This window comes from Pseudomonas sp. FG86, assembly GCF_057808775.1.
This window is the reverse complement of sequence record NZ_JBMDIS010000030.1, coordinates 1-13,845: the sequence shown is the minus strand read 5'-3', so window position 1 is coordinate 13,845 and position 13,845 is coordinate 1. Positions and strand designations below refer to the sequence as shown.

The 13,845-nt window shown below is 63.0% G+C and carries 11 protein-coding genes; 6 read left to right on the top strand and 5 right to left on the bottom strand.

The window, feature by feature from the left end; genetic code table 11:
• Positions 1-7: 7 nt before the first annotated feature.
• The 5 genes from pyrR to gshB form a co-directional block, all read right to left on the bottom strand.
• Positions 8-514, bottom strand: a complete 507-nt coding sequence (gene pyrR, locus ACODSV_RS19405) for a bifunctional pyr operon transcriptional regulator/uracil phosphoribosyltransferase PyrR (protein ID WP_024077900.1) — start codon at positions 512-514, stop codon at positions 8-10.
• An 83-nt stretch (positions 515-597) separates the two neighbouring features.
• A complete protein-coding gene (gene ruvX, locus ACODSV_RS19400; protein ID WP_003195067.1) occupies positions 598-1,035 on the bottom strand; it encodes a Holliday junction resolvase RuvX in 438 nt (145 codons plus the stop codon).
• Positions 1,035-1,604 (bottom strand): YqgE/AlgH family protein, encoded by a 570-nt coding sequence (locus tag ACODSV_RS19395; protein ID WP_150056105.1) that lies wholly within the window; start codon positions 1,602-1,604, stop codon positions 1,035-1,037. The genes ruvX and ACODSV_RS19395 overlap by 1 nt, the downstream gene beginning before the upstream one ends.
• Before the next feature lie 81 nt (positions 1,605-1,685).
• The gene (locus ACODSV_RS19390) at positions 1,686-2,591 is read right to left on the bottom strand and encodes a TonB family protein (protein WP_024077898.1); all 906 of its coding nucleotides are present in this window, start codon (positions 2,589-2,591) and stop codon (positions 1,686-1,688) included.
• A 77-nt stretch (positions 2,592-2,668) separates the two neighbouring features.
• Entirely contained in the window at positions 2,669-3,622 is a 954-nt protein-coding gene (gshB, locus tag ACODSV_RS19385; protein ID WP_150095189.1) for a glutathione synthase, read from the bottom strand.
• Between the two features lie 239 nt (positions 3,623-3,861).
• Between gshB and pilG the strand changes: the two genes are divergently transcribed.
• The 6 genes from pilG (at position 3,862) to ACODSV_RS19355 (ending at position 13,732) form a co-directional block, all read left to right on the top strand.
• Entirely contained in the window at positions 3,862-4,269 is a 408-nt protein-coding gene (gene pilG, locus ACODSV_RS19380) for a twitching motility response regulator PilG (RefSeq protein WP_010564379.1), read from the top strand.
• 46 nt (positions 4,270-4,315) lie between these two features.
• Positions 4,316-4,681 (top strand): twitching motility response regulator PilH, encoded by a 366-nt coding sequence (gene pilH / locus ACODSV_RS19375; protein ID WP_014720320.1) that lies wholly within the window; start codon positions 4,316-4,318, stop codon positions 4,679-4,681.
• A gap of 12 nt (positions 4,682-4,693) precedes the next feature.
• Complete coding sequence (locus tag ACODSV_RS19370) at positions 4,694-5,218, top strand: chemotaxis protein CheW (protein ID WP_024077896.1); 525 nt, start codon at positions 4,694-4,696, stop codon at positions 5,216-5,218.
• Positions 5,215-7,266 carry a methyl-accepting chemotaxis protein gene (locus tag ACODSV_RS19365; protein WP_024077895.1) on the top strand — a complete coding sequence of 684 codons (2,052 nt, stop codon included), beginning with the start codon at positions 5,215-5,217 and terminating at the stop codon, positions 7,264-7,266. The genes ACODSV_RS19370 and ACODSV_RS19365 overlap by 4 nt, the downstream gene beginning before the upstream one ends.
• Before the next feature lie 198 nt (positions 7,267-7,464).
• Positions 7,465-13,284, top strand: coding sequence for an Hpt domain-containing protein (locus ACODSV_RS19360; RefSeq protein WP_150095343.1), 5,820 nt, complete (start codon positions 7,465-7,467; stop codon positions 13,282-13,284).
• On the top strand, positions 13,277-13,732 hold the full coding sequence (locus ACODSV_RS19355; RefSeq protein WP_010207210.1) for a chemotaxis protein CheW: 456 nt from the start codon (positions 13,277-13,279) through the stop codon (positions 13,730-13,732). The genes ACODSV_RS19360 and ACODSV_RS19355 overlap by 8 nt, the downstream gene beginning before the upstream one ends.
• Positions 13,733-13,845: the final 113 nt, after the last annotated feature.

Sequence of the window (13,845 nt, the reverse complement as noted above, 5' to 3'; positions counted from 1 at the left end):
AGGCGGTTTAAAGGGCAAGGTCTTGCAGTTCGAGTTCGAGCGGCGTGGGACCGGACAATTTTACCCGCTGGTGGGCTGAAAGCGACAGGGTGGCGCCGACCACATCGGGGCTGATCGGCAATTCGCCGGCGTCCAGGTCGAGCAGGCAGACCAGGGTCACACTGGCCGGGCGGCCATAGTCGAACAGTTCGTTCAGGGCGGCGCGAATGGTACGGCCGCTCATCAGTACGTCATCGATCAGCACCAGATGCTGGCCTTCGATCTCGAACGGCAGCGCCGAGGGACGCACCTGCGGGTGCAGGCCATTCTGGCTGAAGTCGTCGCGGTAGAAGGACACGTCCAGGGTGCCCAGTGGCGAATCGCTGCCCAGTTCCTTCAACAGTGCCTGGGCGACCCATACGCCGCCGGTGCGAATGCCGATAAAGCGCGGTTCGCTGATGGCACGGTGTTCCAGATGGGCCTTGAGGCGTATCGCCATCTGGCTGATCAGGTCGGCGGGATTGGGCAGGCTCATGGTGGCTCCTTCAAGGCCCTGCGTGGCGGGGGTGCCTGCACGGTCCGGGCTCAAACGTAAAAAGACGCGGCAAGCCGCGTCAGTCAGGATTCAAATAAAGCGGTGTTTTCATCCAGCCAGCCCTGCAACAGCAAGGCGGCGGCGATGGCGTCCACGGGGTTGTCGCGGTAGCTGCCTTTTTGCCCGCCACGGTCACGTCGCTCACCCTTGGCTTCGAAAGTGGTCAGGCGTTCATCGTGGGTATAGAAAGGCAGGTTGTAGCGGCCGTTAAGACGGCGGGCGAACTTCTCGGCGCGCAGGCACATGTCGCTGGGGGTGCCGTCCATGTTCAAAGGCAGGCCAACCACGACGGCGTCGGGTTTCCATTCCTTGATCAGGGCTTCGACCTGGTTCCAGTCCGGCACCCCATTCTGGGCTTTCAAGGTGCACAGCTCGCGGGCCTGGCCGGTGATCACCTGGCCGACCGCAACGCCGATCTGTTTGGTGCCGTAGTCAAAACCGAGGATCAGACGCAAGGCCATCAGGCGTGCCCCGCCTGGCTGGTGAGCAGGCTGAGGTTGACCCGCAGCTTGGCGGCGGCAGCTTCCAGGCGCAGCTCACTGGCGGTGTTGAACAGGATGTCGGCGTCGTACGGGCAGGTCAGCCAGGCGTTACTGGCCAGTTCGGCTTCCAGTTGCCCGGCTTCCCAGCCGGCGTAGCCGAGGGTGATCAGGCTCTGCTCGGGGCCGACGCCATCGGCAATGGCAAACAGCACGTCCTGGGACGTCGACAGCGACAGCCCCTCGAGGTCTACCGTGGCCTGGAACTTCGGCCCGCTCGGGTGCAACACAAAGCCGCGATCGGTCTGCACTGGCCCGCCGGTATAGATCGGCACGCCCTGGCAGCGGGCCGGTGGGTCGATCTCCGGGCGCAGTTGCTCAAGGATATCGGCCAGGTTGAGCTCTTGCGGGCGATTCACCACCAGCCCCATGGCACCATTGGCCGTGTGCTCGACGATGTAGGTCAAGGTCTGCGCAAAGTTCGGGTCGGCCATATGGGGCATGGCGATCAGGAATTGGTGCTTGAGGTAGGTCGGGTCGACATTTTTCATGTCCGCTAGTGTGGCGTTGGAGCGGCGAACTGACAAGCTGGAGTTGCCTGTTGTGGCAAGCCCGCCGCAGGGTGGGTGTTATCAGTTGCTGGAGAGTCGATCGCCCTTGGCAAACTTCCAGGTGCGGATAATTTCCAGGCGGTCGACGTCGTTCAGGTCCCCGGTAAACGGGGCAAAGGGCGCAGCCAGGCGCACGATGCGCTGGGCGGCCTGGTCCAGCAGCGGCTGGCCGGACGACTCCAGCACCTGGACCTCATATAACGTTCCGTCGCGGTTGATCGACACCAATAAGCGCAAATTGCCATAAATCTGCTGGCGCCGGGCTTCATCCGGGTAATTGAGGTTACCGATGCGCTCGACCTTCTTGCGCCATTCGTCCTTATACCAGGCACCTTTGTCGCGCATGGTGGAGGCCGCGTTGAGGCGGTAGATGCGCGGGCGCTTGGCATACAGCTGTTGTTCGTTGGCCAGTTCGGCTTCGAGGCTGGAAATCTGGTCGGAGAGTTGCGAGCTGTCAAAGGTGGGCGCCGGTTTCACCGGTTCGGGCTGCGGCTCGGTCTTGGTTTTCTCGCGTTGGGTCGGAGCCTTCTGCGGTTTTGGCGCGACGGTGGTCACGGCAGCCTTGGGCGCGGCCTGCTTGACCTCGGGCTTGGGGGCCGGGGGCGGCGTGACTTTGTTGACCTGGTTGTCCTGGAACGGCGCCAACTCGGTGGTCTTCGGCACGGCTTTCTTGTCGAGGGTGCCGCTGCCTTGCTGGTTGTCCTGGGCGAGAAAGTCTGCCTTCTCGGGCTTCTTTTCGCTCTTGAACGTGGCGAGGGTGATTTCCAGGGTTTTACTGATCTGCTTGGGTTCGACCATGGTGAAACCCACGCCCAGGATCAGGGCCAGGTGGATCAACGCCGCGAGAAACAGGGTAAATCCGAGCCGATCAGCCGGGCGCACGCCGCGTTGGGAGAGTTCGGGGGGCAGTTCGGACGGGAGTGTCATGACAAGAAAACCAACATCGCGCGTTTCACAGGTGGCGCATGATAACGCAATGTTGGTTGGTGTCCGGCTGTTCTATGTCACTTGGCTTGTAGCTTGCGTTCAATCGCGGCCATCAACATTTCGCCGATGTTCGTGCCAAATGCGTTATCAATCTCGCGGATACAGGTTGGGCTGGTGACGTTGATTTCGGTGAGGTTTTCACCAATTACGTCTAGGCCTACAAACAGCAGGCCCTTTTCCCGCAGAGTCGGGCCGACCTGGGAAGCGATCCAGCGATCCTTGTCCGACAATGGTCGCGCTTCACCGCGACCACCGGCCGCCAGGTTGCCGCGAGTCTCGCCGGCCGCCGGGATACGCGCCAGGCAGTAATCGACCGGCTCGCCGTCGATCATCAGGATGCGCTTGTCGCCATCCTTGATCGCGGGCAGGTAGGCCTGGCCCATGATCTGCTGGGTGCCCAGGGCGGTGAGGGTTTCGAGGATCACCGACAGGTTCGGATCGCCCGCACGATGACGGAAGATCGAAGTGCCGCCCATGCCGTCCAGCGGCTTGAGGATCACATCGCCGTGCTTGGCGGCGAATTCACGCAGCACATCGGCGCGGCGGCTGACCACGGTCGGCGGCGTGCACTGTGGGAACAAGGTGGCGAACAGCTTTTCATTGCAGTCACGCAGGCTCTGCGGCTTGTTGACGATCAGTACGCCGGCGCGCTCGGCCTGCTCCAGCAGGTAGGTGGAATAGACGAATTCCATATTGAAGGGCGGGTCCTTGCGCATCAGGATCACGTCCAGGTCGCTCAGGGGGCTATCGATTTCGTCATGCAGCTCGAACCACCTATCAGGGTTGGCGAACACTTGCAGCGGACGCATGCGCGCGCGGGCCTCGCCGTCGCCCTGATACAGATCGCCCTGCTCCATATAGAACAGGCTCCAGCCGCGGGCCTGGGCAGCCAGGAGCATGGCCAGCGAACTGTCCTTTTTATAGGAAATGCTGGCGATAGGGTCCATGACAATGCCGACGCGAACGCTCATGGGGGATTTCCTCTAGCAAATTAGGGCATATAAAAGTGGCGTCAGAGTGGCGCTGCGGCTGTTGTGGGTCAAGGAAAAACCACCTGGCAGGCTGCTCGATAGATTGCGCCCGGAGACTGTGCTAAAAAGACTGCCACGGCGCAGCAGCCCTTGAATTCCAAGGCTTGCGGCGCTCATCCTGTGCAACATCAGGCAGTACACACCGAAAACCGATTCGCTGTGGCGATGGTAGAGCAGATATGGAACAGCATTCCAACGCCTTGAGAGTGATGGTGATCGACGATTCGAAAACGATCCGCCGCACCGCCGAAACCTTGTTGAAGAATGTGGGATGCGATGTCATCACGGCCATCGACGGTTTCGATGCCCTGGCTCGGATTGTGGATCATCACCCGCACATTATCTTTGTCGACATCATGATGCCGCGCCTGGATGGCTATCAGACCTGCGCCCTGGTGAAGAACAACCCGGCGTTCAAGTCGATCCCGGTGATCATGCTCTCCTCCAAGGACGGCCTGTTCGACAAGGCCAAGGGGCGCATCGTCGGAGTTGATCAGTTTTTGACCAAGCCTTTCAGCAAGGAAGAACTGCTGGGCGCGATCAAGGCCTACGTGCCTGGGTTCGCCGCGGTAGAACAAGCACACTGACGTCACCTCACAAGGGCTGGCGCCGACCAATGTAGTGGGGAAAACCATGGCACGCGTTCTGATCGTCGACGATTCGCCGACTGAAATGTACAAACTGACCGGTATGCTGGAAAAGCACGGCCACCAGGTCCTCAAGGCCGAAAACGGCGCAGACGGTGTGGCCCTGGCTCGCCAGGAAAAGCCCGACGCGGTCCTGATGGACATCGTGATGCCGGGCCTCAATGGTTTCCAGGCGACCCGCCAGCTGTCCAAGGAGCCGGAAACCAACGGTATTCCGATCATCATCATCACCACCAAGGACCAGGAGACCGACAAGATCTGGGGCGCGCGCCAAGGCGCCAAGGACTACCTGACCAAGCCGGTGGATGAAGAAACCCTGATCGCCACACTGAACAAGGTGTTGGCCGGCTGACGGCACGCCATCATGACCGAGTCGCAAACCGCCTTCGAGTTGCTGCTGGACATCGATCGCCGCTGCCGCCTGTTGGCCGCTGACCTGCCATCCCAGGAAGCCCGCCTGCACAGCTGGAGCGGCATCGGTTTTCGCCTGGGCGAGCATTGGTATGTGGCGCCCATGGGCGAAGTGGCCGAAGTGCTGCATGAGCCGCGCTGCACGTTAATGCCCGGGGTCAAGACCTGGATCAAGGGCGTGGCTAACCTGCGTGGGCGCCTGTTACCGGTGATGGACCTCGGCGGCTTCCTCGGCCATGCGTTGTCCAAGGCGCGCAAGCAGCGGCGGGTGTTGGTGGTGGAGTACCAGGACATATTTGTCGGGCTGCTGGTGGATGAGGTGGTGGGTATGCAGCATTTCGCACAAGACGCGTTGCAGGCACACGCCGCCCCAGGCGCGCCGTTTATCCAAGGCCAGTTTGATGGCGACCCGCTGTGGCAGGTCTTCAGCCCCTTCGCCCTGGCCCAGGCCCCAGGTTTCATGGATGTTGCCGCATGACCACTGTCACCACGCCTAAACCCCAGGCCGGCTCGCGTAGCCGCTCCCAGATCATCGTGCTGTTTATCGCGCTGATCGTGTTCATCATGTTGTTGTTCGCCAACTTCGCCTACCTCAATACCCAATCTACCTACGATAAGCAGTACATCGGCCACGCCGGTGAGTTGCGCGTGCTGTCCCAGCGTATCGCCAAGAACGCCACGGAAGCCGCCGCCGGCAAGGCCGCCGCGTTCAAGCTGCTGGGGGAGGCCCGCAATGATTTTGCCCAGCGCTGGGGGTACCTGAAGAAAGGCGACCCGGAAACCGGCCTGCCGGCGGCGCCCAGCGCGGTGCGCACCGAAATGCGCGCAGTGCAGACCGACTGGGAAGCGTTGTTGAAAAACACCGACGTCATCCTGGCCAGCGAACAAACGGTGCTGTCCCTGCACCAAGTGGCCGCGACCCTGGCCGAAACCGTGCCGCAATTACAGATGGAATCGGAAAAGGTCGTCGACATCCTCCTGCAACGCGGCGCCCCCGCCAGCCAGGTGGCCGTGGCCCAGCGCCAGTCGCTACTGGCCGAACGCATCCTCGGTGCGGTCAACACTGTGCTCGCCGGCGATGAAACCGCCGTGCAGGCCGCCGATGCCTTTGGCCGCGATGCCAACCGCTTCGGCCAAGTCCTTAATGGCATGCTCAATGGCAACCCTGGCCTGCGTATCACCCAGGTTGAAGACCGTGATGCCCGTGCGCGGCTGGCAGAAATTGCCGAGCTGTTCGAGTTTGTTTCCGGCTCCGTGGATGAAATCCTCGAGACCTCGCCGCAGTTGTTCCAAGTGCGCGCCTCGGCGAGCAATATCTTCAACCTCTCGCAAACCCTGCTCGATGAAGCCTCGCACCTGGCCACCGGCTTTGAAAACCTGGCCAGCGGACGCAGCTTCGACACCATTGGCGGTTATGTGCTGGGCCTGCTGGCGCTGGCGTCGATCATCCTGATCGGCCTGGTGATGGTGCGTGAGACCAACCGCCAACTGCATGAAACCGCCGAGAAGAACGAGCGCAACCAGAACGCGATCATGCGCCTGCTGGATGAAATCGAAGACCTCGCCGATGGCGACCTCACCGTCACCGCCTCGGTGACCGAAGATTTCACCGGCACCATCGCCGATTCCATCAATTACTCCGTGGACCAACTGCGTGACCTGGTCGCCACCATCAACCTCACCGCCGGGCAGGTTGCCGGTGCGGTGCAGGAGACCCAGGCCACGGCCATGCACCTGGCGCAAGCCTCTGAGCATCAAGCCCAGCAGATCGCCGAAGCCTCCACCGCAATCGAACAGATGGCCCAGTCCATCGACCAGGTGTCGGCCAACGCCGCTGAGTCCTCGGCGGTGGCGGAACGTTCGGTGGAAATCGCCAACAAGGGCAACGAGGTGGTGCACAACACCATCCACGGCATGGACAACATTCGCGAGCAGATCCAGGACACCGCCAAGCGCATCAAGCGCCTGGGCGAGTCGTCCCAGGAGATTGGCGACATCGTCAGCCTGATCGACGACATCGCCGACCAGACCAACATCCTTGCCCTCAACGCGGCGATCCAGGCGAGCATGGCCGGGGATGCCGGGCGCGGCTTTGCGGTGGTGGCCGACGAAGTGCAGCGCCTGGCCGAGCGCTCGTCGGCGGCCACCCGGCAAATCGAAACCCTGGTGCGAGCGATCCAGACCGACACCAACGAAGCCGTGATCTCCATGGAGCAGACCACCACCGAAGTGGTGCGTGGCGCGCGGCTGGCCCAGGACGCTGGCGTCGCGCTGGAAGAGATCGAAGGCGTGTCGAAAACCCTGGCGGCGCTGATCCAGAGCATCTCCAATGCGGCGCAGCAACAGACGTCGTCGGCGGGGCAGATCTCCCTGACCATGAACGTGATCCAGCAGATCACTACTCAGACGTCCTCGGGGTCCACCGCCACCGCCGAAAGCATCGGCAATTTGGCGAAGATGGCCAGCCAGTTGCGCAGGTCGGTGTCGGGTTTCACCTTGCCTGTGGCCAAGCAGGCAGATGATTGAAATGCGATCCAAGTGTGGGAGGGGCGGTGCGACGATTCGACTTGCCCCCGATAGCGGTGGGTCAGTTAACACACTTGCTGACTGATACACCGCCATCGGAGGCAAGTCGAATCGTCGCACCGCCCCTCCCACATTTGATCTCCATCTGTCTGGAGATCTCGCACTACCAGCAACCCATGAATTCTAAGCGGAGCAGTTATGGTTGATCGGCACGACTACGTGGCCCTCGAATGGGTCAAGGGCGACATTGCCGAAACCCTGAAACAGGCCCGTTCGGCGCTGGACGCGTTTGTCGAAACCCATGACGGCGATGTGATCAGCCAGTGCCTGGCCGGTATCCACCAGGTGCACGGTGCCCTGCAGATGGTCGAGTTCTACGGCGCGGCCCTGCTCGCCGAAGAAATCGAACAGTTGGCCCTGGCGCTCCAGACCGGGCATGTCAGCCAGTGGGAAGAAAGTATCCGCCTGCTGCAACAGGCCCTGGGCCAATTGCCGCTGTACCTTGACCGTATCCACAGCGCGCGCCGCGACCTGCCCCTGGTGGTGTTGCCGCTGCTCAACGACCTGCGCAGTGCGCGCGGCGAAAGCCTGTTGTCGGAGACCAGCCTGTTCAGCCCGCAACTGCTGTCGATTGCGCCCTTGCCCAATGAAGTACTGGCCCAACGTGCGCCGCCGGACCTGACCGAGCAACTGCGCCAGTGGCACCACCTGCTGCAACAAGCCCTGGCCGGCCTGCTGCGCGAAGACCATGGCCCGAGCAACCTGGAAGACATGGCGCGGGTGTTCGCGCGGCTCGAAGTGTTGTGCCAGGGCGCGCCGCTGTTGCCGCTGTGGCAAGTCACCTCGGCGCTGGTCGAGGGCATGCTCACCGGCGTGATCGCCAACAGCCCGGCGCTGCGCAGCCTGCTCAAGGCCAGCGACAAACAACTCAAGCGCCTGCTGGCCCAGGGCATTGGCGGTATCAACCAGGCGGCGCCGGACGAACTGCTCAAGAGCCTGTTGTTCTACGTCGCCAAAGTCACCCGGCCGACACCGCGTATGCAAAGCCTGAAAGAACGCTACGGCCTGGATGAAGCCTTGCCCGACAGCGCCCTGGTCGATGCCGAGCGCGCACGCATGGCGGGGCCGGATCGCAATGCCATGGGCTCGGTGCTCGGTGCCTTGTGTGAGGAGTTGGTGCGGGTCAAGGAACGTCTCGACCTGTTCGTGCGCAGCGACCGTCAGCACACCCGTGACCTTGAGGCGCTGCTGGCGCCGCTGCGGCAGATTGCCGATACCCTGGCGGTGCTTGGGTTTGGTCAGCCGCGTAAAGTCATCATCGACCAGCTTGCCGTCGTGCTGAGCCTGGCCCAGGGCCAGCGCGAACCTAACGATGCGGTGCTGATGGACGTCGCCGGCGCCTTGCTCTACGTCGAAGCCACGCTGGCGGGGATGGCCGGCACCGTCGAGCCGGACAGCCGCGAAGAAAGCCGCCTGCCCACCACTGACCTGACCCAGATTCACCAACTGGTGATCCGCGAGTGCTGCCAGTGCCTGCAACAAGCCAAGGAGCTGGTGATCGATTGCATCGAAGCCGATTGGCAGCGCCAGCGCCTGGAGTCCTTGCCGGAACTGTTGAGCCAGGTGCGCGGCGCCCTGGCGATGATCCCATTGCCACGCGCAGCGAGCCTGATGCGCGGTTGCAGCGTTTACGTCGATGAACAACTGATGATCAACGACGCCGTGCCCTCCGAGGCGCAGCTGGGGCAGTTTGCCGACGTGATCAGCGGCCTGGAGTACTACCTGGAACGCATGCTCCAAGACCCCGATGCCGCCGGCGAACGCGTGCTGGAGCTGGCCACCCGTAGCCTGGAGGCGCTGGGTTACCTGCCTGCGGAAAAACCCTGGCGCCAGGCATTGGTGGCGCCGGAGGGCGCATTGTCGGCCGAGACCTCACCGAGCCAATCGCAATTCGACGCCCTGGCCAGCCCCACCTCGCGGCTGAACCCGCCGGCCCAGCAACGCCCCGGTAGCCTGCTGCCGCCACCGGCCGGTGAAGAGCCGATTGACGAGGAGCTGCGCGACGTCTTCCTCGAAGAAACCGAAGAAGTCCTTGAGCTGCTGCATCGCAACCTGCCGAGCGGTGCCGATAGAACTGCCCTCGGCGAAATGCGCCGTGCCTTCCACACCTTGAAGGGCAGCGGCCGCATGGTCCGCGCCCTGGTGCTGGCGGAGCTGGCCTGGGCCGTGGAAAACCTGCTTAACCGCGTGCTTGAGCGCAGCGTGGCTCCCGGCCCCGAGGTGCAACAGGTACTGGATGAAGCGGTCGCCCTGCTGCCGGAACTGATCGCCGACTTCGCCGCCGGTGCCCAGCGCCAGCGCAAGGAGGTCGACACCCTGGCCGCGCGTGCCCACGCCTTGGCCAGCGGGGTTGAGGCCTCGGCCGTCGAAGCCCATGACCCGATGTTGCTGGAGATTTTCCGCAACGAGGCCCAGACCCACCTCGACAGCCTCAATCACTTCCTGCAACAAGCCGCCGAGCATGTGCCGCTGCAAGTCAGCGATGAACTGCAACGCGCCCTGCACACGCTCAAGGGCAGCGCCTACATGGCCGGCGTGCTGCCGATCGCCGAACTGGCGCGCCCACTCGATCACCTGACCCGCGAGTACAAGGCTCACCGCCTGCCGTTGGACCTGGATGAAGTGGAGTTGCTGCTGGAAGCCGAGGACCTGTTCCAACGCGGGCTGCGGCAACTGGACAGCGACCCCTTGGTGCCGATCAAAGGCGCGACGGACCTGATCAGCCGCACACAGAGCCTGCTTGATCGTCAGCTCGAAGCCCTGCTCGACGCCCCCAGCACCGGCCTGCGCATCAAGCGCGATCCACAACTGATCGCTGACTTCCTGGCCCAGGGCATGGATATCCTGCTCGACGCCGAAAGCCTGCTACGCCGCTGGCAACAACACCCCGGCGAGCGCCAGGAACTCACCGCATTGCTGGATGAATTGACCACCCTGGGGGAGGGCGCGCACGTCGCCGACCTGCACCCCATCGACGAACTCTGCGAAGCCTTGCTCGACCTGTATGGCGCTGTGGAAGAGAGCAGCCTGGCGGTCAGCGAGCGGTTTTTCCAGGAAGCCGAACAGGCCCATGAAGCGCTGATCAACATGCTCGACCAACTGGCCGCCGGCCAGGAGATCAGCCCGGTGCCGGCACGGTTACAGGCCCTGCGCGAGCTGCTCGATGATGCCCTCGACCCCTCTGCCACCGGCCTGATCAAAAGTGACGGCAGCCGTGCCCTGAACATCGCCGAACTGGGGGCCGCCACGGCGCGGCTGCACCAGGAAGCGGTACCGGACGATGAGATTGTCGAGATCTTCCTCGAAGAGGCCGTGGATATCCTCGACAGCGCCGGGCAGTCCCTCAAGCGCTGGTTGCTGGAGCCTGATGGCGTGGCACCGTTGTCGTCGTTACATCGAGATTTGCACACCCTCAAGGGTGGGGCGCGCATGGCCGAAATCGGCCCGGTGGGCGACCTGGCCCATGAGCTGGAGTGTCTTTACGAAGGCTTGGCGGACCGCCGCTACAGCTACTCCACCGAGCTGTCCCAGGTGCTGATGGCCAGTCACGAACGGCTGGCGTTGCAACTTGAAGAACTGCAACACCACCAACCCCTGAGCGACTCCGGCGAGCTGATCGCGCGTCTGCGCGAGTTTCGCCAGAGCAGCACGCCTGCCGCGCCGACCGCTGCACCGCAAGGCGCGGCTGCGGATCCTGAACTGCTGGATATCTTCCTCGAAGAGGCCGCCGATATTCTCGACAGTTCAGGTAGCGCATTGCTGCGCTGGCAGGCTGAGCCGAACAATCGCCAGGAAGTGGAAACCCTGCTGCGCGACCTGCACACCCTCAAGGGCGGCGCGCGCATGGTCGAGATCGGCCCGATTGGCGACCTGGCCCATGAGCTGGAGTTTCTCTACGAAGGCCTGTCCGCCGGCTTGCTCGGCCCGTCCCCTGAACTCTTCGCGCTGTTGCAAGGCTGCCATGACCGCCTGGCGCAGATGATCGATGCGGTGGCCGATGGCGTGCCGGTAGGCCCGGTGGACAAGCTGATCGAGCGCATCAAAAGCCTGGTACACCCCGGCGTAGAGCCGGTAGCCCCGGTGGCCTTGCCGGCGAGCAAGGCCGAAGCGGCGGTTGACCCGGCCGCCGACATGGTGAAGGTTTCCGCTGATTTGCTGGATGACCTGGTCAACCTGGCCGGCGAAACGTCGATCTTCCGTGGCCGCATCGAGCAGCAGGTCAGCGACGCACAGATCGCCCTCAACGAAATGGAAACCACCATCGAGCGCATGCGTGACCAACTGCGCCGGCTCGACACTGAAACCCAGGGGCGCATCCTCAGTCGCCAGCAGGCCGAGGCCGAGCGCCTGGGCTATGAAGAATTCGACCCGCTGGAAATGGACCGCCATTCGCAGTTGCAGCAGCTCTCCCGTGCGCTGTTCGAATCGGCTTCGGACCTGGTGGACCTCAAGGAAACCCTCGAGCGTCGTAACCAGGATGCGCAACAGCTGTTGCAGCAACAGGCCCGCATCAACACCGAGTTGCAGGAAGGCTTGATGCGTACGCGCATGGTGCCGTTCGAACGCATGCTGCCGCGCCTCAAGCGCATCGTGCGCCAGGTGGCCGGCGAGTTGGGCAAGGACGTGGAGTTTGTGGTCGGCAATGCCGAGGGCGAGATGGACCGCAATGTGCTGGAACGCATGGTGGCACCGTTGGAGCATATGCTGCGCAACGCCGTCGACCATGGCCTGGAATCCCGCGATGCGCGGTTGTTGGCCGGTAAACCGGAGAAGGGGCGCATCACCCTGGACCTGACCCACGAAGGCGGCGATATCGTCTTCGACATGCGCGACGACGGCGCCGGCGTGCCCCTGGAAGCGGTGCGGCGCAAGGCGATCAAGCGCGGTTTGCTCGACCCCAACCAAGAGATGAGTGACCGCGACGTGTTGCAGTTCATCCTGCAACCGGGCTTCTCCACGGCAGAAAAGATCACGCAGATTTCCGGGCGCGGCGTAGGCATGGATGTGGTGCATGAAGAAGTGCGCCAGCTCGGCGGTTCGATGTTCATTGACTCGACACCGGGCGCGGGCGTGCATTTTCGTATTCGCCTGCCGTTCACCGTGTCGGTCAACCGGGCGCTGATGGTGCAGTGCGCGGATGACCAATACGCGATCCCGCTCAACACCATCGAAGGCCTGGTGCGCGTGCTGCCCCACGAGTTGGCCGGGCACTACCAGCAAGACCCGCCGCGTTATGAGTACGCCGGCCAGCGGTATGAACTGTTCTACCTCGGTGATCTGCTGCACACCGTCAGCCGCCCGAAACTGCTGGGCCAGTACCAGCCGGTGCCGGTGCTGTTGGTGCAATGCAATGAGCGGCACGTGGCGGTGCATGTGGATGCCATGGCCGGGACCCGGGAGATCGTGGTCAAGGGCCTGGGGCCGCAATTCGCGGGGGTGAAGGGCGTCTCCGGGGCGACCATTCTCGCTGATGGCCGCGTGGTGCTGATCATTGACTTGCTGGCGCATATTCGCGCCCGGCAACCGGCCTTGCCGGCCCAGGCAGTCGATGCGCCCCTGATCCTCAACGATCCGCTGAAAAAGCGGCCGCTGCTGGTGCTGGTGGTGGACGACTCGGTCACCGTGCGCAAAGTGACCAGCCGTCTGCTGGAGCGTAACGGCATGAACGTCCTCACCGCCAAGGACGGTATCGACGCCCTTGCCGTGCTCGAAGAACACACCCCGGACCTGATGCTGCTCGACATCGAAATGCCGCGCATGGATGGTTTCGAAGTGGCTATCCAGGTGCGCAACGACCCTCGGCTGATGCGCCTGCCGATCATCATGATCACCTCCCGCACCGGCCAAAAACACCGCGACCGCGCCATGGCCATCGGCGTCAACGACTACCTGGGCAAGCCTTACCAGGAGTCGGTGCTGCTGGAAAGCATTGCCTATTGGAGCAAGTCCCATGCTTGACCACCGCACCAGCCAACTCACCGGCCTGCTGTTGCCCCTGGCCGACCGCCACCTGGTGCTGCCTAACGTCGCCATTGCCGAGCTGATCGACTTCCAACGCGGCGAACCGGCCAGTGATGCACCGCCGTGGTATCTGCGGCAAGTGACCTGGCGGGATCGGCAAATACCGTTGATCAGCTTTGAAGCGGTGTGCGGCGAGGCGAGCGTGACGGGCGAACGCTCGCGGATTGTGGTGTTGAATGCGCTGGGCGGGCGGCCGACGTTGAAGTTTATTGCGCTGGTGATCCAGGGGATTCCGCGGTCGTACAAGCTCGATAGCGAATTGAGCTATGTGGACGTGCCGCTGTGCCCATTGGAACTGGCAGCGGTGCAGGTTGGAGAACATGTGGCGAAGGTGCCGGATTTGATGGGACTTGAGGCGCTGCTGGTGGAGTCTGGGTTGGCCTGAGCCATGTGAAGAGGGGGCTTGCCCTAATGCCAGTCAGTTAAGGAGGAACACTGTAACGGTGGCGAGCGGGTTTGTTGTGGCGAGCGGGCTTGCCCCGCGTTGGGCTGCGCAGC